The organism is Methylobacterium sp. FW102-HT35C08 (assembly GCF_058790235.1).
This window is the reverse complement of record NZ_JBYTCL010000002.1, coordinates 1,856,062-1,880,150: the sequence shown is the minus strand read 5'-3', so window position 1 is coordinate 1,880,150 and position 24,089 is coordinate 1,856,062. Positions and strand designations below refer to the sequence as shown.

Genomic DNA, 24,089 nt, shown 5'->3' with positions numbered 1-24,089 from the left:
CGGGGCCCGGACGGGCCTGATCGAGGGGAGGGCGGGAGGCGGTGGGTCGGATCAGGCGGCGGCCCGGATCCAGGTCTGCTCCACCTCGTCCCAGCCGGAGAGGAAGGCTTCGACGCAGCGCGGATCGAAATGGAGGCCGGCCTGATCGGCCACGAAGGCCCGCGCGCGCTCGAGGGGCCACGCGGTCTTGTAGGGGCGCTCCGTCACCAGGGCGTCGAACACGTCGGCCACCGCCACGATGCGGCCGGAGAGCGGGATCGCCTCGCCCTTGAGGCCCTTCGGATAGCCCGTGCCGTCCCAGCGCTCGTGGTGGCTCTCGGCGATCTCGGCGGCGAGCCGCACGACGTCGGAGCTGCTGCCCTCCAGGATCCGGCGCCCGCGCTCGGCGTGCTTCTCCATCTCGGCGCGCTCGTCGACGGAGAGTGGCCCGCGCTTCAGCAGGATCGAGTCGGGGACCCCGATCTTGCCGACATCGTGCATCGTGGAGGCGAGCTTCAGGGTCTGGACCGCGGCGAGCTCGAAGCCGAGGTTCCGGGCGATCACGCCCACATAGCCCGCCACCCGGGCGATGTGATCGCCGGTATCGGTGTCGCGGTGCTCGGCGGCGCGCATCAGCAGGGCGATGATCTCGTGCTCGCGCGCCTCGATCACCGAGACCGCGGCCGCGACCTCGCGGGCGAGCCAGGCGGTGCGGTCCTGTTCCTGCCGGTGCGCCGTGCTGATCCGCATCAGGTTGGTGATGCGCGCCTGGATCTCGACCGGATCGCAGGGCTTGCCGAGAAAGTCGGTGGCGCCGGCGCGTAGGGCCTCATGACGCAGGCTGCGCTGATCGAGGCTCGTCACCATGACGATCGGCACATGCGCGAAGCCCGGCACCGCCCGGGCGGCCGCGATGACCTCGAGACCGGTCAGGCCGGGCATGTCGTAATCGGTGACGACGACGCCGATCCGGTCGACATGCGCCCGCAGGAAGTCGAGCGCCGCCCGAGGGCAGGTGAAGGCTACGGGCTCGCAGTCGGCCACGGGCTTCAGCGCCTGCAGCATCAGCAGGTTGTTCATCTCGGAATCGTCGAGGATCAGAGCGAGCATCGCGTCACTCCCCGGCGACTGTCCATCGGTGCGGGCCCGGCATCATCACTCCACTCACTGCGTGATCAGCAGCTTGCCGCTGATCGGTCCCACGCCCTTGGGCACCGGGACGCTCGTCGCGTCGTAATTGGCGTTGAGGTAGAGGTTCGGCCCCTCGTAGAGATTGACCTGCTGCGCCACCACGACGGTGTAGGCGGACTGATCCGCCACCGGCTTGTCGGCATCGATGACGAGGCGTCCAGCCGGCAGGTAGATGGTGCCCAGCATCGTGCGGGCGTTGTTGCTGATGATCCGGTAGATCCGCATCGGCTTCGTCTGGCCGAGCGGCGGCGGCGTCGGCGGCAGCAGCAGGCCGGTGACATCGTCGATGAGGCCCAGGGCCGGATCGATCGGGTTGGAGACGGTCGTCTGCTCGGCCATCAGCAAGCCCGCCATGTCGCCGGTGGTCGGCGCCGTCAGGCTGACGGTCGTCTTCTTGTCGAAGAGCAGGCCTGCCTTGTCGCCCACGAAGTAGAAGCCGACATCCGTGCCGGTGAGCGTGGCATTGTCCTTCACGATCAGAGGCCCGTCCTTGAACACGTAGATGCCGGGCCGCATCGTCACCACGGCCTTCTTCTTGATCTGGAGGCCGAAGCAGTAGGTCCCGGGATCGAGCGTGACGTCCTTGTCGATCGTCTGCATCTGGGTGAGCGGCAGCAGGTTGAACGGGAAGGGCAGGCTCGCGCAGGCGCCGACCGGCGGGTTGGCTCGGCCCAGCAGCGGATCCGCGATCACCGGGCATCCGGTCTGCGGCGGCGGCGCGAAGTTCGCGCGAACCCCGAGATAACCGCCGGCCGAGCAGATGGTGTCGGCCCGCGCCAGCGAGCTGTCGCCGCCGACCATGCCGGTCGGGTTGGTCGAGTTGGAGTAGAGCGAGCAGCCGTTGGCGGTGACTTGCGCGTTCTTCTGCAGATTGAAGGCGCCCGGTGCCGACGGGTCGAGGGTAAGCATGCACAGCCGCATCTTGCCGACGACGCTGGCCTTGGCGCGGACCGAGATGGTCTGTGAACGGATGCCGAGGAAGGGGCCGAAGGCGAGCTTCACCGTGTCCTGGACCTGCGCTGCCACGCTGGTCTTGTCGCTCGCCACCGCCACGGTCACCGTGAACGGCTGGTCGGGCGACGACGGCGCATTGGTGCGGATGGCCTGCTCGGTCACGCCCTGCACGGCGGCGATGCTGGACGCGGCAAGCTTCATGGTGTTTCCACCGGACAGCACGCCCACGTCGGCAGCGTTCTGCAGCTGCGCACGGCGCGACGCGACGCGCGCGTAGTCGATGCCGCCGCCGACAAGGCCGAGCAGGACAACCGCGCTCAGGCCGAAGGTCACCGCCACGCTGCCGGACCGGTTCGGCAGGGCGCTCACCAAGCCCAGGAGCATGCGCCGCAGGTAGGAAATGATCGTGTCCTCGGGACGGGCTGACGCTCTGCATTATCAGGCGGCCCCTTAAAGAATTCGTCGCGCCGGGCCACAGTGCGTGCAGGCCAGTTCCGATCGGCGGGGATCCCCGCCACGCCCGCGGGGATATGGTCAACGCCGCGCTAAGCAACCTTAAATTGTTGCCAGAGTTGATGCATGTTATTCTGTCTTGTCCTTGTGGCTGGCGGAACTAATGCTGCTGCTTGTGGGCAAAGCGAAGTTTTACCACGCGCCCCTCTGAAAGCCGGACGATTATTGGCTGTCTGGAACGCTTTCTAAACGGGCAGCCGGCAAACTCGCCCGAGATCGTGCCCTGCGAAGAGACGGCGCCGGCGCACGACCTGCAGAGTTCCCGCGTATGACAGGCATCCTTAGGCGTCTCGCGATCCCGGCTCTTGGCCCCGGACGAGGCATCCCGGTCGCTTCCTCTGACGCGCGGCGTGCGCGGGTGCATCCGCGGTTTCGCGTCGGGCGTTTCGCCCGTCACCGGGGCGGCGCCTCCGCGGTGGAGTTCGCGCTTCTCGCGGCCCCGTTCCTGGCCCTGCTGGGCGTCGTCGCGGAATCCGGTCTCGTCGCCCTGGAGCAGCAGACGCTGGACATGGCGGTGGACCGGGGCGTCCGTCAATTGCGGACGGGGATCTTCCAGGATGCCGCCGACGGCAGCGATCCGAGCCAGCGCTTCCGCAAGATCGTCTGCAGCGGGCCCTCGGTCCTGTTCCCCTGCACGGATCTGCGCCTCGACGTCTCGCGGGCAGCCTCGTTCGCCGCGACCAAGCCCACGGAGCCGTTCGACCGGACCAAGAAGACCTGGACGGTTGGGTTCGGCACGCGTTTCGACTGCCCTCAGGGCGGCGACACCGTGACGGTGCGCGTCGCGGTCCCGGTGATGCGCCTGTTTCAGGTGATGGACTTCACGGGCCGGATCATGTCGGACAAGTCGCAGATGCTGGTCACGACGGAGATCTTCCGGGCCGAGGATTACGAGCCGAAACCGTGCTGAGCGGTGGTCTGCGCACCGGCCTGATCGACTTCACCGCCAGCCGGAACGGGGTCAGCGCCGTCGAGTTCAGCCTGATCGCGCCGATCCTGCTCTTGATGTTCATGGCCTCGATTGAGTTGCCGCGCGCCTACATGATCGGCAAGCGCCTCGACAACGCGACGGCCACGATGGCCGACCTGATCTCCCGCGGCAACTACACGGACCTGTCACCGGTCTTCGCGGCCCTGGAGGCGATCGCCAACCCGTACGATGTATCCCGCGCGAGCATCGTCCTGACGGCGGGGGGCACGTACCAGACCCAGACCGGCGCCGCGGCCACGACGCAGGTCTGTTCGAGCGCCCAATCCAACGGGCAGGCCCGTCTGGCCGGATCGTCCCTCGGCCTTCCGCCGGCCGGCCTGGACCGGGCCGGCGACCGCTTCGTGATGTCGGAGGTGACGATGCCGTATCGCCCGATCTTCCCGGTCTTCTCGTCGCTCGTCGGATGGACGTTCCGGTACAAGAGGACATGGCCCGTACGGGGCGGCGACATCTACAACGGGCAGAGCGAGATCGTTCTGCCCAGTGGAAAGCCCTGTCCCAAGTAAAGCCCTGTCCCAAGTGACGCGTCGCGGGAATCGCCATGCCCGGTCCGGAACCCGGACCTTCGGCAGAGGCGGACGGTCTCGACCCGCGGGCTGACGTCCTGTGAGCGCGCGGGCCCGCGCCGGGCGCGCCGTCACGCCGGGGCGAGAGCCGACCCCGATCACGCTGGCGCGCCCGCGCGATCCCTCGTAAACGCCTGGATTGCCGCAGCCCGAGCCCGTGAACACCGCATTGGCCGATCTTCCGCCCTCCGGAGGCCATCCGGAACTCAGTTTCCTCGCGGGGGGAGGCGAGCTCGGGGCCCTCATCCGCGGCCATGATTGGGCCGCCACACCGCTCGGCCCGGCGCCCGCGTGGCCCCAAAGCCTCAAGACCGCGGTGCGCATCATGCTCACCTCGCGGCAGCCGATCTGGATCGGCTGGGGGCCCGGCCTGACCTTCCTGTACAACGACGCCTACAAGTCCATCATCGGCGGGAAGCATCCGAACGCCCTGGGGCGGCCGACCGCGGATGTCTGGCGCGAGATCTGGGCCGATATCGGCCCCCTGCTGGCGACCGCCATGGGCGGCGTCGAGGGGACCTATGTCGAGGAGCAGCTCCTGATCATGGAGCGCAACGGCTATCCGGAAGAGACCTACTACACCTTCTCGTACAGCCCGATCCCCGGCGACGACGGCCAGCCGGGCGGGATCATCTGCGCCAACAGCGAGGACACCCACAGGGTCGTGGGCGACCGACAGCTCGCCTTGTTGCGGGAGCTGGCCGCCGAGACCGTGCAGGCCCGGTCCTGGCGGGCCGCCTGCGAGCGCAGCGCGACCGCCCTGGCGCGCGATCCGCACGACATCACCTTCGCGCTGCTCTACGTCATCGAGCCCGGGCAGGACGTGGCCGAACTCGCCGCCAAGGTCGGCCTGGCCCCAGGAGCGGCCGGCCCCGGCGACCGGATCGCCCTCGATGCGGCCGGCCCCTGGCCGATCGGGTCCGTGGCGCGAACCCACACGGTGTCGGTCGTCGCAGATCTGGAGGCGGCCGGCCTCGGCGGCGCGACCGGAATTTGGAATCGCCCGTCCGAGCGGGCAGCCCTCCTGCCCGTCCCCGCCAGCAGCGACACCGGACGCGGCGGCGTCCTGATCGTGGGCCTCAATCCCTACCGGCTGTTCGACGCGGATTACAGCGCGTTCCTCAGCCTCGTGGCGGGCCAGATCTCGGCCGCCATTGCCAGCGCCGACGCCTACGAGGAAGAGCGCCGGCGCGCCGAGGCCTTGGCCGAGCTCGACCGGGCCAAAACCGCGTTCTTCTCCAATGTCAGCCATGAGTTCCGTACGCCGCTCACCCTGATGCTCGGCCCCCTCGAGGAGGTGCTGGCGAGCGGCACGGCCGGCGCGGCCGTGCGCGCCCAGGTCGAGCTCGCGCACCGGAACGGCACGCGCCTGCTCCGGCTGGTCAACAGCCTGCTCGACTTCTCGCGGATCGAGGCGGGCCGCGTGCGCGCCGCCTTCGAGCCGGTGGATCTGGGCGCGATCACCGCCGAGATCGCCTCCGGTTTCCGCTCGGCCGTGGAGCGGGCCGGTCTCGAGCTGGACGTCCGCTGCCAGCCGCTGCCGCTGTCGTCCTACATCGACCGGGAGATGTGGGAGAAGATCGTCCTCAATCTCCTCTCCAACGCGTTCAAGTTCACGCTCAGCGGCGGCATCCGGGTGACGACCGAACCCGCGGCAGACGGGCGATCGGCCCGCGTCTCGGTCGCCGATACGGGCATCGGCATCCCGGCCGGCGAGATCCCCCGCCTGTTCGAGCGCTTCTACCGGGTCGAAGGCGCGCACGGGCGCAGCTTCGAGGGCAGCGGGATCGGGCTCGCGCTGGTGGCGGAACTCGTCCGGCTCCACGGCGGCGAGATCACGGTCGAGAGCATCGTCGGCCAGGGGACGACCTTCACGGTCGTTCTTCCCCTGGGACGCGCCCACCTCCCGGCCGCTCAGGTCCGCGACCGCGCGGATGCGGCCACCGCCGTCGTGCGCGCGCACGAGTACCTGGATGAGGCGCTGCGGTGGCTGCCGGAGGCCGCGCCGATGGAGACCGCCGGTGCGCTGTCGACGGCCGGGCTCGGCGCGATCACCCCCGACGGGGCCCTCCGGGTCGGCGCCGGGAAGGACGTGCTGCTCGCCGACGACAATGCCGACATGCGCAGCTACGTGGCGCGGCTGCTCGAAGGCCAGGGCTACCGGGTGACGGCCGTGGGCGACGGTGCGGAGGCCTTCGCCGCCGCCGCAGCGGCGCCGCCCGACCTGATCCTGACGGATGTGATGATGCCGAAGCTCGACGGCTTCGGATTGCTGCGGGCGATCCGCCAGGAGCCCCGCACGGCCGGAATCCCGGTGATCATGCTCTCGGCGCGCGCCGGCGAGGAGGCCAAGATCGAGGGTCTCGATGCCGGGGCCGACGATTACCTCGTGAAGCCCTTCGCGGCCCGCGAACTCCTCGCCCGGGTCAACGCGAACATCCAGATGGCCGAGATGCGCCGCGAGGCCAGCCGGGCGATCTGGGCCAGCGAGCAGCGTTTCCGCATCAGCCAGGACCGGCTCTCCATGGCGCTCTCGACCGGGGGCGTCGGCATCTTCGAATGGGAGATCGACACCGACACCGTGGCCGTGCTCGGGCCGATCGCGGAGCTGTTCGGGGTGAACCGCGCGGAGGCCGAAGCCGCCGGGCTGCCGCTCGCCGCCTTCGTGGCGGGCATCCACCCGCAGGATCGGTCCCGCGTGCAGGAGGCGATCGCCGGGGCCATCGCGACCTCGACCCCCTACCAGGCCGAGTACCGCGTCACCGGCAGCGACCGGGAGCGCATCGTGCTGGCCATGGGAAGGCTCTCGTCAGAGCCCGAGCGGGGCCGGCGGCTGGCGGGCGTGATCATCGACGTCACCGAGCAGCGGCACGTCGAGCAGGCCCTGCAGGCGCTGAACGAGCGCCTGGAGCAGCGCATCACCGAGGAGGTGGGCGAGCGGCTGAAGGCTGAGGATGCCCTGCGCCAGGCCCAGAAGATGGAGGCCGTCGGCCAGCTCACCGGCGGCCTGGCCCATGACTTCAACAATCTGCTGGCCGGCATCTCCGGCTCGCTTGAGCTGATGCAGACCCGCATCGGCCAGGGCCGGCTCGACGATATCGGCCGCTACATGGCGGCCGCGCAGGGCGCCGCCAAGCGGGCCGCCGCCCTGACCCACCGGCTGCTCGCCTTCTCGCGCCGCCAGACGCTCGATCCCAAGCCGACGAACGTCCATGACCGCATCACCGGTATGGAGGACCTGATCCGGCGCACGGTTGGACCCGGCATCGCCGTCGCGGTGACGGAGGCGGCCGACCTCTGGGCCGCGCTCGTCGACCCCAACCAGCTGGAGAACGCGCTCCTCAACCTCTGCATCAACGCCCGCGACGCGATGCCGGACGGCGGCCGCATCACCATCGCGACCGCCAACCGCTGGCTCGATCCCGGCCCGGCCCGGGAACGCGACCTGGCACCCGGCCCGTATGTCAGCCTGTGCGTGACCGATACCGGCACCGGCATGGCGCCGGACGTGATGGCCAAGGCCTTCGAGCCGTTCTTCACCACCAAGCCGATCGGCCAGGGCACAGGCCTCGGCCTCTCGATGATCTACGGCTTCGCCCAGCAATCCGGCGGGCAGGTCCGCATCACCTCGGAGATCGGGCAGGGCACGACGGTATGCCTTTACCTGCCGCGCCATGATGGGCGCGCGGACGCTGAGGCAGCGCCCTCAAGCGTCACGCAGGCGCCGCGCGCCGAGCAGGGGGAGACGGTTCTCGTCGTCGACGACGAGCCGACGGTGCGCATGCTCGTGACCGAGGTGCTGGACGAGCTGGGTTACACGGCGATCGAGGCCACCGACAGCGCGTCAGGCCTGCAGGTGCTGCAATCGGACGTCCGGATCGACCTTCTGATCACGGATATCGGCCTGCCGGGCGGGATGAACGGCCGCCAGATGGCCGATGCCGCGCGCGCGCAGCGGCCCGGTCTGAAGGTTCTGTTCATCACCGGCTACGCGGAGACCTCGGCTCTCGGCAGCGGCCAGCTGGCGGCGGGCATGGCCGTGCTCACCAAGCCGTTCGTGATCGAGACGCTGGGGGCGCGGATCCGCGAGATTATCGCGGGTCCGTGAGTCGCGGCGCCGGGCTCCGGCCGCGCTGGCTGCAGCCGCACGGGCGGCGAAGCGGCCGCCCGTTGACCGGACGCCCACAGCGCTTGGCCGCGGCTCAATGCGCCAGCAACTTCCGGGCAAACATCGCCGCGGCGAAGACCATCGCTGCAGCGGCGGTAATCAGGCTGGTCATCAGGATCCGTCGCGGCTCGGTGGCGGATTGGGCCCTGATCGCCGGGACGATGGGCACGAAGGCCTCGGCCTTCTGGGCCGCGAGGATGCGCGCGCGCTCGAACGCCAAGCGCACCTGCTCACGATACTTCTCTTCGTAGGTGCGCTTGCTTTCGAGGGCTTCGGACTGCGTCAGCGCGTTCGAGAGCCGCCGCTTCTGATCCGGATCGACGGTCGCCAGCTCCCGCTGGATGCGCGCGATGTTGTTGTCGAGATCCTTGATCTGCTGCTTCAGATCGACGATGGGCCGCGCCTCGGGGTTGAGGTCGCGCTGAAGGACTGCGAGCTGGATGGACAGCTTGGCGCGGGACAGCTGAAGCTCGGAGACGGTCTTGAGCGTGACCTCGTTCGATTTCACCGCGTCCAGCACACCCTCGCGATTGCGCAGCGCGTTCAGGGCTGCGCGCGCCGCCGCCACGCGCTCGTCGGCGAGCTTCAGCTCGCGCGCGCTCTCGTCCACCGCATCCTGGCGCGGCTTGATGCTCAGCTCGTTCACCATCCGCTCGGCTTCCGCCATCACGGCTTGTGTGATCGCGAGCGACTCGTCCGGATCGAAGGCTTCGACGGACAGCGTCATGATGCCGGTGCCGGACTCGATGTCGACGCTGACGCGCCGCTTCCAGTAACGGAGGAGCTTCTCGATCGGCTTGTCGGGGTTGAGACGGGATGGATAGTCGATGCTGTCGCTGCTGAACCACGTGCGGATCGGCAGCTGCGCCTCGATCGCCTCCAGCATCGGCCGGCTCAGGATGTATTCCTGCGCGATCAACGTATCCTGGGCGATCATCTCCTTCGGAACGCCGGCATTGGTGCCGACCGCGTCGGGCGTGGCCTTGTCGGCCGTCCCGAACATGGGTCGGATCGCGAACTGTGCCTCCGTGACGTAGCGGTCGGAGGCCAGGAGGCCATAATACAGACCGCCGGCCAGCGTCGGCAGCACGAAGCAGAGGACGAACAGGATCGGAAGCCAGGGATCGCTCTTGATGTGGCTCTGGTAGGATCGGACGCCCTTCTTGCGTTCCGCGAGTCCGGGCACCCGCGCGATCTGCCGCAGCGACTGCGAAATCCCATTCTGCCGATCGGCAGCCTTGAGAAGCCGCCCCTCGGCTCTCCGAGCCTGCATGTTCATCGCCTGCTTCTCGACTGTGGAGCTGTCCTGCCCGCGATCCCCGGACGCGTCCGGGACGTTGCCGGGGTCAGTGGCACGGACAGGCGGCGAAAGCATGTCCGTGATACGCCCGCAACTCCGGCCTCGCGCCCGCCCCGGCGCGGGTCGATTCACCCTTGGGAAGCTCCAGCCTGTCTCAGGACGACCGCCCGCCTGTGACATGGTCTGGTGAGGTCGGGCTATCGGCCCGCATCCGGCCCTACGACAGTCCGTCCGTCAGGGCGCGCCGGAATGCCTCCTCCTCGATCGCGGCCGCGAGCCGGCTCACGCCGCCCGCGGATGACGCGATCAGCAGGCCCCCGGCCAGGATGCCCGTGCCCGACAGGCCGTAGCGCAGGACCGGTCCGGCTGGCGCCCCGTGATTCCCCCGCGGGCCGAACGAGGCCCGGCTCAAGGCCAAGTCGTCGAGTCGGCCGCTGATCGCATGGGGCACGATCTGCAGACGCCTCTCATCGCGCAGGCCGAAGATCCGCCGGGACGGGGCGAGGGCGACCGTGACCCCGGCGTCGAAGTGCAGGAAGCCTTCCGCTGTGAGCGGGCGATGTCCCGCCCGGAAGCGATCGAACACGGCGAGACCCGAGAGATCGTCCAGCAGCACGAAGGCCCGGACATGCCGGTAATCGGGCCCGTGCACCTGCGTCTCGATGCAGTGCACGACAGCATCGCCCAAGCGGAAGGCCGCCCGCGCGAAGCCCGCCCCCGCACCCGGTTCCCGGCCGTCCGGGATGGCGACATTGTGCGCCCGCGCCGTCGCCAGGTGCTGGCCCGCGCTCTCGGTGATCCAGCGCAGGCCGCCGGTGGCGAAGGTGAAGGAGGTGCAGTCCCGGTGATCCTGTGGGTCGACCTGCTCGGAGAAATCGGCCGTGAAGGCGGACCAGCCCGCCCCGTCCCCCGACCGGCGCACGATGAGGGTTCCGGGCCGGCTCGCTCCGGCGGCGCGGGGCCATCCGTCGCCCGCCCGCCCGAAGTCGGGCGCCGCCATCCCGGGCCGGTCATGCGCGGCGGCCACCCGCTCCAGCCAGCGATACCGGTCGGGGTGGCCGGGCGTGTCGCCGAAGGGGGGCAGGGCACCGTCCGGCTCGAACAGGGCGACCATCCCGGCCCAGGCCTTCGGCACGCGCGCGTCGAGGATCCCGGCCAGCGGCGTCAGATCCGGCCGGGCCTTCAGGATGGGGATGAGGACCAGAGCGAGGGTGAGGATCTCGAGGCTCCGGTGATACGAGGCCTCCGCGACGGCGCCGTCGGGGTCGATCATCGCCTCGAAGCCGCGCTGCAGGGCGAGCACCGCGAGGGCCGTCCAGTGCCGCGCCATCGGGAAGGCGGGGAGGGCCAGACCGGCCGCCAGCAGAGCGGCTGCGACCTGAAGCTCCAGAAGCGAGCCTGCCACCGTGTGCTGCGCCAGGATCTCCGCCAGAGCCACGGCGTGACGCACGACCTCGCCGCCCAGGATATCGATCGCGCGCCCATTCGCGCCGGCCGCGTCACGCGCCGCCGCCTGCAGGAGGCTCAGCAGCGCCTCCAGGCGCCGCGCCGTGCAGGCGGGATGCTGGCTCAGCGAATCCGCCGGTTGGCCCCAAGGGTTCGCGCGGGACCAGGACACGGCGATGGCGACCGCGCGCTCCCGAACCGCGCGCTCCGGACTCTCGGCAGCGCCCCAGGTCCAGTCCAGGGACTGGTACGCCAGGCGCCACGCCTGCGACCGGAACGGGTCGGCCGCCCAATCCGGGACGTCCGGAAGCGGCCAGGCCGGCCGGGATGCGAGGCGGATGGCTCCCTCCGCCCAGACGCAGGCCTCGGCCCCGTCCCGCAGGCGCGCGAAGCTGCGCAGGGGCGACGGCCGCTCAGCCAGGAGGGCGGCATCGAGGTAGGGCCGGATCGATCCCGCCCCGACACCGCCGTCGTGAAGAGGGCCGAGGCGGCCGAGCAGCCGTGCCAGGACCGCCTCGGCCCCCGGATCCGCGTCGTCCGTCAGATTCGCCAGGCGCAGGTCGTCGTCGAGAAGCGCGTCGGGCGCGGCCGCCAGCGCGAGACCCGGATCCGCCTCCCAGGTCCCGAAGCCGATCTCCAGGGTTGCAGCCTGCAGCGGCGGAGAGACCTTCAGGGTGAAGCGGTAGGCCTGTCGGTGGACCGGGATGTCCAGGAAGGCCGGAACCGACAGCGTGGACAGGGTGTCGGGGTAGGGGGGCGGGATCGGGCTGCCGCCGGCATCGCGGAAGCAGATCTGGGCCAGGGCGCCCTCCGTCCGCCCCTGCGCGATCACCTGCCCCCGGAAGACGAGCGGGCGCCCCGGGACGAGGCCATGCCGGAACCAGACAGGATGGGGACCGAGGTCGATCCGTCCGTCCTGGGCCAGCCGGCCCCGCGGTGGAGCGGCCCCGTCAGCGGCCGCGTCCTCTGCGGAGGACGCGCTCGCGCCGGCCGGCCGGATCTCGGGACCAATGATTCGGAAGGGGTGCGCGTTGCGCCAGCTCCGGATGACCACGGCCACCCCGGCGGCGGGAGCCGGCAGGTAGAAGCAGCGGCGCACGGAGACGGCGCGGGCACCCGCGCCGCCCTCCCAGGCCGGCCCGGCGAGCCAGTCGCCATGCGCATCCATCGAGGTCCGGGCCAGCCCGGGCACCCGCGCGAAATCAATCTCCGATCCGTCCTGCGACAGGAACACGACGCCGAGCATCGCGAAGTCCCTGGCATCCGAGACCGACTCGGCACCGTCGCAAACCACATATGCGCTAAACTCATACCATTGACCGGCGGTCAGGCGCTCAAAGCTTAACATGACGCGCGACCAGCGATTCCTGCTGCCCACGACGTAATCGGCGCCGATCGTGCTCACCGAGCCCGCATCGTGTCTCACTGCGGCCGGCATGGAGGCGGAACGATCGTTCATGAGGCCTGAGAGGATGTTGCAGCATCAGGGCGGAAGAGCTGGGAAAAGATCACCTTGGATCCTCCGAATTGCGACCCACCATCGTCTCCAGGCCTCCGAATTTTGAAAACAATTTCTGTAAAAATGAGATCAATCCCGCCACGAAGTTTGAGTTTTTGACGCGCCTGTCAGAAAAAATCACATCGTCGAGACTCGTACCGAACCGTTGACCCAATCTCCTGCTTACGGCATGTGAGGAAAGCCGAGCAAACAACTTTCATCGCGGCTGCATAAGACAGCTCGCGGAACTTTAATATCGACGGAGTCTTGTGACAATGTATGTCATTGTCGATGCGCGACCGATAGTAACCGATGGATACGTTGCCAACTTCAGCAGAGAAGGCATCACGTCCGTCGGTTTACTGGGCGGCGATTTCGAAGACTGGCTGCAGACGGCGCCTGCGACCGATCTGGATGCGGTCCAGGGATTCCTGCTGGGCGATTGCGAGCAGCGGCCGGACTTGCCGGAGTTGATCCACAAGCGGTCCCGCGCACCCATCATCGCAATGATCGAGACGCGCTGCCTGACCGAGACGCTGAATCTCTTCGGCGCCGGCATCGACGACGTCGTCCGCAAGCCGGTTCACGTCCGAGAAATTCTCGCCCGAACCGAAGCGGTGTGGCGCCGATCGCAGCGCGAGGCCGCGAAGGACACGACGGTGATCGATCGGTCCGCACGGCTGAAGGTGTACTTCGATGGGCGCGACCCCGACATCGACGGGGAGAAGATGACACTGCCCCGTCGCGAACGTCAGATCCTCGAGTTCCTAGTCCGCAACCGCGGACGCCGGATGACGAAGGAACAGGTGTTCAACGCGGTCTACGGCGCGTTCACGAGCGACGTGGATGAGAGCGTGATCGAGGGCCACATCAGCAAGCTGCGGAAGAAGCTCCGACAGAAGCTGAGCTTCGATCCAATCGAGGTCCGGCGCTATCTCGGATATGCCTTCGTCAACTGACCGTTCGGGGCCGGCCGTCGGGCTCGCCTGAGTGCTCGGCACGATCGACCGGCCGGATCAGGCGCCCCCCCGGCTGCGAGTGCTCCCAGGGATGCGCCCCCCGTCGGAGCCACGTCCTGCGCCACCGCTGCGACGCGCCAGCGACCGCGTCCGTCGGCGATGCTCGCCAGCGACATCGGCGGGCGCCACAGCCGCAAGGTACGAGGCGCCCGGAAGACCGCTCGCGCAAGCTTCGGACAAGACAGGGCGCGCAAAGATCCGCCGACAGGAAACTGTTGCCACGGACTCGACGGCGAAACCAACGCGTCGATCAGGAGCATGTTCCAACCGAACGGGACGGCTTCTGCCGCAGACTTTGCTAAGACGGGAAACCGACAGGTCATGAACCCAGTCTTTCTGTTCAATCTCGCATCCCGACAGCTGCAGCACTTGACCGCGCGTCAGGCCGTGATCTCGGGCAACATCGCGAACGCCAACACGCCCGGGTATCGCGCGCGCGATCTGACCCCGTTCCGGGATCTGCTGGACAAGACGATGCTGACGATGGCGGCGACCCGTGCCGGCCATCTTGAGAGCGAGGGTCCCGGCGCGCGCCCGGCGCGGGCGGGCGCCTCACAGGGCTGGGATGTGGTCCATTCCGGCAACTCGGTCAGCATCGAGGAACAGCTGATGAAGTCCGGCGAGGTGAGCCGTGATCAGGCCCTCAACGGCAGTGTGGTTAAGGCGTTCAACCGGATGCTGGCCCTGAGCGTGAAGGCCGGACAATGATCGATCCCCTGGCCGCCTCCTCGCGGATCGCGGGCTCCGGCATGGAGGCGCAATCCGAGCGCATGCGGGTCATCGCGGAGAACATCGCGAACGCGCAGTCGACCGGACAGACCGCCGGGTCGGATCCCTACACCCGCAAGACGATCACATTCCGTACGGCGCTCGATCGTGCCTCGGGGACCACGGCGGTCGCCGTGCGCCAGATCGGTGAGGACAAGGCGCCGTTCCGGGTCGAGTACGATCCCGGCAACCCGGCCGCGAATGCCGACGGCAACGTCAAGCTGCCGAACGTCAACATGCTGATCGAGATGGCCGACATGCGAGAGGCCAACCGCTCGTATGAGGCCAACCTGCAGATGATCAAGCAGACCCGCTCGATGATCGCCAGCATCATCGAACTTCTGAGGCCGTGATGATCCAGTCCCTCGCCGCCCTCACCAGTGTCTCTGACAAGAACTCCGTCTTCGGCGCGTCCGAACTCGGCCTGTCGATGCCGGGAGTCCGGCAGACGAACCCGGGGGCGTCCGTCTCCAGTTTCGGCGATCTCCTGACGCAGATGGCCGGGCAGATGCGCGATACGGTGAAGACCGGCGAGGCGGCCGCGATCTCCGGGATCCAGGGCAAGGCCTCGACCCAGGCCGTGGTCGAGGCGGTGATGTCGGCCGAGCAGACGCTCCAGACCGCCGTCGCGATCCGCGACAAGGTCGTTGCCGCCTACCTCGAAATCGTCCGCATGACGATCTGAAGCGGCGCCCGCTCCACCTGCAGAAGCCCGCCTTTCCCGGCGGGACACGCCGCAAACTCCCCGACCACACGCACATTCCGCTTCGGCGCAAGGATCCGATCATGAGAGCGCTCGCCATCGCGGCTACGGGCATGAACGCCCAGCAGCTGAACGTGGAAGTCATCGCCAACAACATCTCGAACCTGAACACGACGGCATTCAAGGCGGCCCGCGCAGAGTTCAAGGATCTGATCTACCAGGCGGAACGCCCGGCGGGCGTGCCGATCCAGGCCGGCGAATCGGCGGTTCCCGAAGGCGCCATGCTGGGACTTGGCGTTCGCAACACGGCGATCCGGAACCTGCACCGACAGGGTCCGCTCTCCAACACGACGAACCCGCTCGACTTGGCGATCAACGGCCGCGGCTGGTTCCAGGTGACGATGCCGAACGGCGAGATCAACTACACGCGCGCCGGCTCCTTCAACAAGAACGCGGACGGACGCCTCGTCACCGCGGAAGGCTACAGCGTCGATCCGGCGATCATCATCCCGCAGAACGCGGTCGATGTGGTGATCAACGAGACCGGCCAAGTGATGGTCAAGGTCGATGGGCAGCAATTGCCGCAGACGATTGGCCAGCTTCAGCTCGCCAACTTCACAAACGATGCCGGGCTCGAGCCCCTAGGCAACGGCCTGTACCGCGAGACCCCGGCCTCGGGCCTGCCCGTAACCGGCTTCGCCGCCGACCCCGGCTTCGGCAAGCTCAACCAGGGCTATCTGGAGATGTCCAACGTCGATCCGGTCCGGGAGATCACCAACCTGATCTCAGCCCAGCGGGCGTTCGAGATGAACTCGAAGGTGATCCAGGCCGCGGACGAGATGGCCGGCACGGTCTCGAAGGGCCTTCGCTAACATCATGACCCGAGATGCTCGCCTCGTGAGGATCGCGGCGCGGAAAGCCCGGGTGCTGGGCGCCGCCGGCTTGCCGTTCGCGTTTGCGGCCAGCTTGGCGGCCGGTCCGGCCGCCGCGGCCGAGCAGATGCTGCCGGTGCCGGTCGCGACGATCTACGCGGGCGACGTCATCAAGCCGACGATGCTGCGCGATCAGGCCTTCCCGGAGAGCTACAAGCCGCGTCAGCCGGTCGCCGACACGGCGGCGCGCGTGGTCGGCCGGATCGCGCGGCGAACGCTCCTGCCGGGCGAGACGATTCCCGCCATCGCCCTGGAAGAGGCGAAGCTCGTGACCCGCGGCGCGCCGACCGTGATCATCTTCGAGGAGCATGGCGTCACGATCTCGACGCTGGGCACTGCCCTGGCCAACGCGGCCGTGAACGAAGCGGTCAGCGTGCGGAACACCGCTACGGGGCGGGTTGTCCAGGGCATCGTCCTGCAGGACGGCCGCGTGCGGACGGGACAGCCGTGATGCGCCGGCTGATCCTCGCTCTCCTGGCCGGTCTCGCGCTCTGGCCGGCACCCGCGGCGGCGACGCGCATCAAGGACATCGCGTCGCTCCAGGGGGTGCGCGATAACCAGATCGTCGGCTACGGGCTCGTCACCGGCCTGCAGAGCACCGGCGACACCCTGCGGAACTCGCAGTTCACCGAACAATCCCTGCAATCGATGCTCGATCGGCTGGGCATCAATGTGCGCGACCAGCGGCTGCGGACCCGAAACGTCGCGGCCGTGATGGTGACGGCCAATCTCCCGGCCTATGTCGAGCCAGGCTCGCGCGTCGATGTCGCCGTGAACTCCATGGGCGACGCGACCTCCCTGCGCGGCGGCACGCTGCTGATGACGCCCCTGTCTGGGGGCGACGGGCAGGTCTACGCCGTGGCGCAGGGCGCCCTCGTCGTTTCCGGCTTCAGCGTCACGGGTCAAGCGGAATCGCTGGTCTCCGGTGTGGCGACGGCAGCCCGCATCCCCAATGGGGCCCTGGTCGAACACGCGGTCGCCGGCACGTTCAGCGAGCTGCCCGGCATGGCGCTCGAGCTGAAGAATCCGGACTTCCACACCGCGGTCCTGATCTCCGACGCCATCAACGCCTACACGCTGCAGAAATATGGACGGCGCGCGGCGAGCCCGCGCGACTACCGCACCGTGGTCCTGTCCCGCCCCGGCCATGTCGGGCGGACGCGGTTCATGGCGGAGATCGGCGAGTTGCAGGTCCAGCCCGACATCCCCGCGAAGGTGGTGATCGACCAGCGGACCGGAACCGTAGTCATCGGCCGGAATGTCCAAGTCTCCACCGTGGCGGTGAGCCATGGCGACCTGACGGTGCGCATCACCGAGACGCCGCAGGTGTCGCAGCCCGCGCCGTTCTCCGATGGGCAGACCACGGTCGTGCCCCGCACCGACATCGAGGCCGGCGAGCGGATGGCGCGCCTCGCCATTGTCTCGGGACCCGACCTGCAGACGCTGATTCGCGGCCTGAACAATGTCGGGATGAAGCCCACGGACGTGATCGCCATCCTCCAGGCGGTCAAGACGGCGGGCGCCTTGCAGGCGGAGCTGGTGATCCAATGACCCGTCCGGCTCACAGGCGCCGTATCCTCGGAGGCGGCCTGCCCGGCTGGCTCGGGCTTGCCTTCGCGGCGGCCGCTCTGCTGCCGGGCTCCCGGGCGGAGGCCCAGCAGAAGCCGGCCGAGCCGACCAAGGCGGAGGACGGCCGGCCGGCGCAGTACTGTGCCGGCATCGCCAACGCCGCCGCCGACGCCCGCTTCACATGGCAGAAGGAAGCGCTGACCGCGCTCGCCAAGGATGTCGAGGTGCGCATCGGCCAGCTGGAGGCCAAGCGTGCCGAGTACGAGGAGTGGCTGCGGCGCCGGCAGGCCTTCCTCGCGAAGGCGGACGAGAGCGTCACGGCGATCTACGCCAAGATGCGGCCCGAGGCGGCGTCACAGCAGCTGACCGCCATGGACAGCGAGGCCGCCGCCGCCATCCTGACCCGCCTCGACGCGCGGACCGCCAGCGCCATCCTGAACGAGATGGAGCCCGGACGGGCCGCGCGCCTGGCCAACGTCATCACCAACACGCCCCCGAAGAAGCCGGCGCCGTCCAGGCTTGACGATACATCCAAGGCGTCGCCCAAGCCGCGCTCGGACGAGGGGGAGCGCCGCCCGCAGGACAGCGAGAAATCAGGATGAAGCGGCTGGCCGCCATCGCGGCGCTCACGGCCCTCGGGGCCTGCGCGACCCCCGTCCAGGAGATCGGCCGGGCACCGGCCCTGAGCCCGGTGGGCATCGGTATCGATCCGAACCACGACTCCGTGCCGCCGCTCTACGTGGCGTCGCAGGCGCAGGGCTACCACTCGACCTGGGCCCAGCAGAGCGCCGACCTGTTTCAGGACCCGCGCGCGAAGAATATCGGTGACGTGCTGACCGTGCTCATCGCGATGAACGACAAGGCGCAGTTCGACAACGCCACCGACCGGTCCCGCGATTCGCGAGCCAAGTCGAGCGTCGACCTGCAGTTCGACCTCTTCGGCCTCACGCCGGAATCGAAGAACCATTACGAGGTCAACGGCAATTCATCGACCAAGGGGCAGGGCACGATCGACCGCAAGGAACAGCTGCGGCTCTCCGTGGCCGCGGTCGTCACGCATGTCTTCCCCAACGGCAACATGCTGATCAGCGGCTCGCAGGAGGTGCGGGTCAACTTCGAAGTCCGCGTCCTCAACATCGCCGGCATTGTCCGGCCGCGCGACATCTCCCGCCGGAACACGATCGACTACGACAAGATCGCGGAGGCGCGGGTCTCCTACGGTGGCCGCGGGCGTCTCATGGAAGTCCAGCAGCCCGGGGTGGTCCAGCAGGTCTACGACCTCGTCTCTCCGTTCTGATCCGGACACGATCCATGGCCTCCGACAAAGCCGCCCGAAGCGCCAGGCTCCGCTGGCTGCTCCTCCTCGCGATGCTCACCGTCCTGGCGGTCGGGGTCGGGGGGGCGAGCGGCCTCTACATGATCGCGAAGGTCGAGAAGGCCTTGGACGAGCGGAAGAAGGCCGAGGAGGAACAGGTCCAACGGGTAGCCACCTACGATGCGGGCTCCACGCTGACCCATCTCGGCACCGTCGTGACGAATCTGGCGAGCCCCAGCGATGTCTGGATCCGCCTCGAATCATCAGTCGTCGTGAAGACCGGGACGTTCACCAATCCCGAGGCCATGGCCGCCGAGATCCGCCAGGACATCCTCGGCTACCTGCGGACGCTGTCGATCGCTCAGATCGAAGGGCCGAGCGGCCTGAGCCATCTGCGAGAGGACCTGACCGAGCGGGTCCAGGTCCGCAGCAAGGGCCAGGCCCGCGACTTCTTCATCGAAACGCTCGTCGTCCAGTAGGGCGCCCGGTCGGCATCCCGCCCGCGGGCCTCGCCGACGAACATCAGGACCGGTCACGCCATGCTGCGTCGCGTATTTCTGGCGAGCCCGTTGCTCCTCGTCGCCACGGCTGCGAGCGCCCAGAGCTTCAGCCTCGACCAAGTGCTGCCCCCCGGGAACGGGTCGGCCAGCGGGCGGATGATCCAGCTCATCGCGCTGATGACCGTCCTGTCGATCGCGCCGGGCCTCCTGGTCATGGTGACGAGCTTCACCCGATTCGTCGTCGCGCTCTCCTTCCTGCGCTCGGGGCTCGGATTGCAGAGCGCCCCGGCGAATCTGGTGCTCATCAGCCTGTCGCTGTTCATGACCTTCTACGTCATGGGGCCGACCTTCGACCGCGCGTGGCAGGACGGCGTCCGGCCGCTCACCGAGAACCGGATCACCGAGGAGGAGGCGTTCGCCAAGGTGACGGCGCCGTTCCGGGACTTCATGCTGGCGCATGTCCGCCCGAAGGATCTCGATACCTTCGCGGACATCGCGTCGGCGAATCTCTCCAAAGCGCCGGATGGCGGCAGGACCGATTTGAGGATTCTGATCCCAGCCTTCATGATCTCGGAACTGCGTCGCGGCTTCGAGATCGGGTTCCTGATCGCGCTGCCCTTCCTGGTCATCGACTTGGTCGTCGCCGTGCTGGTCATGTCCATGGGCATGATGATGCTGCCACCGACCGCGATTTCGCTCCCGTTCAAGATCTTATTTTTTGTACTCATTGACGGATGGAACCTACTGATAAGTGGGCTTGTCCGCTCGTATCTGTAATTCTCTAGTTTTTTATCAAAAGTTAAGTGCCAATCCGCCTTAAAGCGCAGGATCGAGTGAGCAGGCGTTGACTTTCAACTCAAACTTGGTCATCTCAGTCTTGTCGACGAGCGAACAATCGAAATCGGCGAGTGATCTCGCCTTCGGTTCGCCCACGATATCATAGCAGATTGATCTTCCGTGCGCTGCACAGCAGATCAAAGACATGACGCCGCTCTGCTATTCCGGTGAGAATCCGGCATGTCCCACCTTGTTATTTCCTCAAAGGGACATCTGATGTCGAGCCTGTTCACCAATACCGCCGCGATGACGGCGCTCACCACGCTCAAGATCACCAACCAGGATCTCGAGCGGTCCAGCAACCGCGTCTCGACCGGCCTGAAGGTGGCCACCGCCGCCGACAACGCCGCCTACTGGTCGATCGCCACCACCATCCGCGCCGACAACGGCTCGCTGAACGCCGTTCGGGACTCGATCGGTCTGGGTCTCGCCACCGTCAATTCCGCGGTCAACGGCCTCGAGCAGGTCAAGAACACGTTCCTGGATCTGAAGAACAAGCTGACCGCCGCGCTCAGCCCGAGCGTGGACCGGAACAAGATCCAGTCCGAAATCACCGCCCGCATGACCGACCTGCGGACCTCGGCCACCAGCGCGACGCTGAACGGCGAATCGTGGCTCGCCACCGATTCGGGCGCCGGCAACTTCTCGGCGGATCGGAAGATCGTCGCCTCCTTCACCCGCGTCCAGGGCCAGATCTCGGTCGGCACGGTCACGGTCAATATCGACGAGACCAAGCTCTATGACGCCAAGGCGGCGACGGGCGCCGCGGCCGGCACGACCGGCGCCCAAGCGTACAGCACCGCTGCCGCGACGGCCGCGATCAACACTTGGACTACCGCCCAGAATAACTGGACGGCGGCCCAGGCGACTTTTTCGTCGAGCGATTTCGGCACGACCGCCGTGGCAAACCGCGACGCTGCGAAGGCCACCTATGACGCCGCGGCCGCGAGCTACCAGAGCTCCGTTGCAACCATCAACAAGGGTGCGACCGCGGGTACCGACGGCAAGGGCGGCATCCTCGACAAGAACTGGGCGGTCACCGGCGCCGACGAGACCGGCTTCAACCATGCCTATGAACTGTCCGTCGACAAGATCGACATCTCGTCGATCCAGAACAGCGACCTCTCGAAGCTGCGCGCCTACGTCAACATGGCCGACAAGGTGCTCACCGCCATCACCAACGTCGCCACCAAGCTCGGCGCCGTGCAGAGCCTGATCCAGTCACAGTCGAACTACGTCGACACGCTGATCAAGAACAACGAGAAGAGCATCGGCATCCTGGTGGACGCCGACATGGAAGACGAGTCGACCAAGCTGAAGGCCCTCCAGGTCCAGCAGCAGCTCGGCATCCAGTCGCTCACGATCGCCAACCAGAGCACGCAGCAGATCCTCAGCCTGTTCCGGTCGTAAGCCCGGACCTCGCGATCAACCGCATCGGCCTTCGGGCCGGTGCAGGCCGCGCGTCTTCGGGCGCGCGGCCTTTTCCTTGGCGCCGGCCCGCTCCGCGTCACCATCCCCACGCAAGATTGATCCGCCACGCTGGCGCCGAGCCACTGCGGTGGAGACGTGAGTCCTGTCGATGCCCGGTCGCGAGCACCTTGAGAAGCTTTGGCACAACATCCTGGAGCTGGGTCCGCGGCGCCTGATCGCCCTCGGGCTGGTGGGGCTCACGGTGTTCCTGGCGGTGGGCCTCGGCGCCTATTATCTCAGCCGCCCCCTCCGCGAGACCCTCTATTCCGGCCTCAGCCGGGATGACGTGAGCCGGATGGGGTCCGTGCTCAAGGATGCCGGCATCCCCTTCGACGTCAGCGCGGACGGCACGGCGGTGCTGGTCAGCTACGGGCAGACCGCGCAGGCCCGCATGCTGCTGGCCGAGAAGGGCCTGCCGCAGAGCGGCAAGTCCGGCTACGAACTCTTCAACGATCTGGGCTCCCTCGGCCTGACCTCGTTCATGCAGGACATCACCCGGGTTCGCGCCCTCGAGGGCGAGATCGCCCGCACGATCCAGACGCTCAAGGGCGTCAAGGCGGCACGGGTCCATATCGTGATGCCGGATCCCGGCTCGTTCCGCCGCGAGCAGCAGCCCGCCTCGGCCTCGGTGGTGGTGCGCACCGAACCCGCCAACGACCCCTCGGTGGCGCCGGCCATCCGCCAGCTCGTCGCGGCCGCCATCCCGGGCATGAAGCCCGACAAGGTCACCGTGCTCAACACCGATGGGACGGTCCTCCTCGCCGGGGACGACAGCACCACCGCGCCGGCCGGCCGCTTGGCGAGCCTTGAGCAGACGGTCAATCGGGAGATCCAGGACAACATCCGCCGGACGCTCACCCCTTATCTCGGTCCGAACAATTTCGAGGTCAGCGTGGTGGCGCGGCTGAACACCGACAAGACCAAGACCGACGAGACGATCTTCAATCCCGATCAGAAGGTCGAGCGCTCGCTGCGGACCGTCAAGGAAACGGAGAGCGCGCAGAACCGCGCGCCGCAGAGGCCGACCACGGCCCAGCAGAACCTGCCCGATCAGCGCGTCCGCGCCGAGGGAACCGAGAGCTCGAACTCCGAGAGCCAGCGCCGCGAGGAGCTGTCCAATTTCGAGATCTCCTCCAAGACGGTCTCGACCGTCAGCGACGGCTATTCCGTGAAGAACCTCTCGGTCGCCGTGCTGGTCAACCGGTCCAGGCTGGAATCGCTCGCGGGCGGCGCCAAGGATGGAACCCGGGTCGAGATCGAGCCCAAGGTCGCCGAGATCGAGCAACTGGTCGCTTCGGCATCCGGCTTCAACAAGGCACGGGGCGATCAGATCAAGGTGGCGGCCGTCAGCTTCGTGAACGACGGCCAGCCCCTCGCTCCCGTCCCGGCTCTCGGGTTCGGGGACGCGCTGATGCGCCAGTCCGGCACGCTGATCAACGCGGCCACGATCCTCATCGTGGGGTGCCTGCTGATCTGGTTCGGCCTGCGCCCAGCGGTCAACGCGATCCTCGCCCGTCCGCCGGAGATCGGAACGGAGCTCGCCCTCGCGACACCGGCCGCCGAGGGTGCGTTCGATATGGCGCAGGCGGAACAGAGTGCGGCGGCGAATACCAACCTCATCGAGGATCTGACGGATCAGATGGCGCGCTCGCCGATCCGCAAGCTGGAGCAGCTGGTTGATCTCGACGAGGAGCAGGTCGCCAATATCCTGAAGCAGTGGCTGACTCGCGAAGAGGCTGCGTGATGGCGGTCGTGCCTCCGGTCTGGACCGTCTTCGCGGGCACGGGTCAGCGATCCTCCTCGACCTTCTCTGCGCTCGCCCCGAAGCGCGTGGATGCGGAGCCGCCGCAGCCGCCGGATCTCGAGGCCCTCGCGGCAGCCGCGCGGGACGAAGGCCGCCGCGAGGGGGAGGCATTGGCGCAGCAGGCCGTCGAAGCGGCCGTGGCGGCGGAACGGGACGCAGCCGCCGCCGCTCTGGCGGCAGCGCGGCAGCTTTGGGTGGAAGCCGAATCGGCGGTCCTGGCGAGCACTTTCACCGCGCAGGCCGAGGCCCTGGAAACGCGCTTGGCCCAGAGCCTTGCGCGGGCTCTGCAGCCCTTCCTGGCGGAGGCCCTCCGCCAAGAGGCGATTGGCGACCTGCACGCAACGCTCGCGTCCATTTTGGCGGACGGCCCCTCGGGGACTCTCGACGTCACGGGCCCGGCGGATCTCGTCGCGGCGCTCGCGCGGCGCCTGGACCTGGCATCGGAGCGGCTCACGGTGGATTCCAACGGCAGCCCTGACGTGCGCATCCGGACGAACGGAACCGTGATTGAGACACGGCTCAAGGCCTGGGGCGAGCGCATCGCCGCCTTGGTCGAGGAGCGTTGA

General features: G+C 68.2%; 21 protein-coding genes. 17 read left to right on the top strand and 4 right to left on the bottom strand.

The window, feature by feature from the left end:
- Positions 1–51: 51 nt before the first annotated feature.
- Together AC3WSN_RS08935 and AC3WSN_RS08930 are read right to left on the bottom strand one after the other, a co-directional pair.
- The gene (locus tag AC3WSN_RS08935; RefSeq protein WP_492537391.1) at positions 52–1,089 is read right to left on the bottom strand and encodes an HD-GYP domain-containing protein; all 1,038 of its coding nucleotides are present in this window, start codon (positions 1,087–1,089) and stop codon (positions 52–54) included.
- A gap of 54 nt (positions 1,090–1,143) precedes the next feature.
- Complete coding sequence (locus tag AC3WSN_RS08930) at positions 1,144–2,508, bottom strand: pilus assembly protein TadG-related protein (RefSeq protein WP_492537389.1); 1,365 nt, start codon at positions 2,506–2,508, stop codon at positions 1,144–1,146.
- Between the two features lie 544 nt (positions 2,509–3,052).
- On the opposite strand from AC3WSN_RS08930, the gene AC3WSN_RS08925 reads away from it, so the two are divergent.
- The 3 genes from AC3WSN_RS08925 (at position 3,053) to AC3WSN_RS08915 (ending at position 8,302) form a co-directional block, all read left to right on the top strand.
- The gene (locus tag AC3WSN_RS08925; RefSeq protein WP_284202035.1) at positions 3,053–3,547 is read left to right on the top strand and encodes a TadE/TadG family type IV pilus assembly protein; all 495 of its coding nucleotides are present in this window, start codon (positions 3,053–3,055) and stop codon (positions 3,545–3,547) included.
- Positions 3,541–4,134: a TadE/TadG family type IV pilus assembly protein gene (locus AC3WSN_RS08920; RefSeq protein ID WP_192709100.1), complete on the top strand. Its 594-nt coding sequence runs from the start codon at positions 3,541–3,543 to the stop codon at positions 4,132–4,134. Before AC3WSN_RS08925 ends, AC3WSN_RS08920 begins: the two co-directional genes overlap by 7 nt.
- Before the next feature lie 217 nt (positions 4,135–4,351).
- Positions 4,352–8,302 carry an ATP-binding protein gene (locus tag AC3WSN_RS08915; protein ID WP_492537386.1) on the top strand — a complete coding sequence of 1,317 codons (3,951 nt, stop codon included), beginning with the start codon at positions 4,352–4,354 and terminating at the stop codon, positions 8,300–8,302.
- A gap of 94 nt (positions 8,303–8,396) precedes the next feature.
- Here AC3WSN_RS08915 and AC3WSN_RS08910 read toward each other — a convergent pair whose 3' ends face one another.
- Positions 8,397–9,641, bottom strand: a complete 1,245-nt coding sequence (locus AC3WSN_RS08910) for a KpsE/RkpR family capsule polysaccharide export protein (protein WP_492537384.1) — start codon at positions 9,639–9,641, stop codon at positions 8,397–8,399.
- Between the two features lie 238 nt (positions 9,642–9,879).
- A complete protein-coding gene (locus AC3WSN_RS08905) occupies positions 9,880–12,354 on the bottom strand; it encodes a heparinase II/III domain-containing protein (RefSeq protein ID WP_492537382.1) in 2,475 nt (824 codons plus the stop codon).
- 527 nt (positions 12,355–12,881) lie between these two features.
- Between AC3WSN_RS08905 and AC3WSN_RS08900 the strand changes: the two genes are divergently transcribed.
- From AC3WSN_RS08900 to AC3WSN_RS08835, 14 genes are all read left to right on the top strand, one after another.
- On the top strand, positions 12,882–13,565 hold the full coding sequence (locus tag AC3WSN_RS08900; protein WP_492537380.1) for a response regulator transcription factor: 684 nt from the start codon (positions 12,882–12,884) through the stop codon (positions 13,563–13,565).
- A 381-nt stretch (positions 13,566–13,946) separates the two neighbouring features.
- Positions 13,947–14,333, top strand: coding sequence for a flagellar basal body rod protein FlgB (flgB, locus tag AC3WSN_RS08895; protein ID WP_492543053.1), 387 nt, complete (start codon positions 13,947–13,949; stop codon positions 14,331–14,333).
- Positions 14,330–14,746, top strand: coding sequence for a flagellar basal body rod protein FlgC (flgC, locus tag AC3WSN_RS08890; RefSeq protein WP_238195641.1), 417 nt, complete (start codon positions 14,330–14,332; stop codon positions 14,744–14,746). The genes flgB and flgC overlap by 4 nt, the downstream gene beginning before the upstream one ends.
- On the top strand, positions 14,746–15,078 hold the full coding sequence (gene fliE, locus AC3WSN_RS08885) for a flagellar hook-basal body complex protein FliE (RefSeq protein ID WP_238195642.1): 333 nt from the start codon (positions 14,746–14,748) through the stop codon (positions 15,076–15,078). The genes flgC and fliE overlap by 1 nt, the downstream gene beginning before the upstream one ends.
- Before the next feature lie 101 nt (positions 15,079–15,179).
- Positions 15,180–15,968, top strand: coding sequence for a flagellar basal-body rod protein FlgG (gene flgG / locus AC3WSN_RS08880; protein ID WP_492537377.1), 789 nt, complete (start codon positions 15,180–15,182; stop codon positions 15,966–15,968).
- Positions 15,969–15,972: 4 nt separating this feature from the next.
- The gene (gene flgA / locus AC3WSN_RS08875; protein ID WP_492537375.1) at positions 15,973–16,479 is read left to right on the top strand and encodes a flagellar basal body P-ring formation chaperone FlgA; all 507 of its coding nucleotides are present in this window, start codon (positions 15,973–15,975) and stop codon (positions 16,477–16,479) included.
- Positions 16,479–17,579 (top strand): flagellar basal body P-ring protein FlgI, encoded by a 1,101-nt coding sequence (gene flgI / locus AC3WSN_RS08870; RefSeq protein ID WP_238195645.1) that lies wholly within the window; start codon positions 16,479–16,481, stop codon positions 17,577–17,579. Before flgA ends, flgI begins: the two co-directional genes overlap by 1 nt.
- A complete protein-coding gene (locus AC3WSN_RS08865) occupies positions 17,576–18,199 on the top strand; it encodes a MotE family protein (RefSeq protein ID WP_492537372.1) in 624 nt (207 codons plus the stop codon). The genes flgI and AC3WSN_RS08865 overlap by 4 nt, the downstream gene beginning before the upstream one ends.
- Positions 18,196–18,894, top strand: coding sequence for a flagellar basal body L-ring protein FlgH (gene flgH / locus AC3WSN_RS08860; RefSeq protein WP_492537371.1), 699 nt, complete (start codon positions 18,196–18,198; stop codon positions 18,892–18,894). The genes AC3WSN_RS08865 and flgH overlap by 4 nt, the downstream gene beginning before the upstream one ends.
- A gap of 14 nt (positions 18,895–18,908) precedes the next feature.
- Positions 18,909–19,391, top strand: coding sequence for a flagellar basal body-associated FliL family protein (locus tag AC3WSN_RS08855; protein ID WP_492537369.1), 483 nt, complete (start codon positions 18,909–18,911; stop codon positions 19,389–19,391).
- A gap of 60 nt (positions 19,392–19,451) precedes the next feature.
- Complete coding sequence (gene fliP, locus AC3WSN_RS08850) at positions 19,452–20,189, top strand: flagellar type III secretion system pore protein FliP (protein WP_492537367.1); 738 nt, start codon at positions 19,452–19,454, stop codon at positions 20,187–20,189.
- A gap of 276 nt (positions 20,190–20,465) precedes the next feature.
- Positions 20,466–21,659: a flagellin N-terminal helical domain-containing protein gene (locus AC3WSN_RS08845; protein WP_492537365.1), complete on the top strand. Its 1,194-nt coding sequence runs from the start codon at positions 20,466–20,468 to the stop codon at positions 21,657–21,659.
- A 169-nt stretch (positions 21,660–21,828) separates the two neighbouring features.
- Positions 21,829–23,463: a flagellar basal-body MS-ring/collar protein FliF gene (gene fliF, locus AC3WSN_RS08840; protein WP_492537363.1), complete on the top strand. Its 1,635-nt coding sequence runs from the start codon at positions 21,829–21,831 to the stop codon at positions 23,461–23,463.
- 86 nt (positions 23,464–23,549) lie between these two features.
- A complete protein-coding gene (locus tag AC3WSN_RS08835; protein ID WP_492537361.1) occupies positions 23,550–24,089 on the top strand; it encodes a hypothetical protein in 540 nt (179 codons plus the stop codon).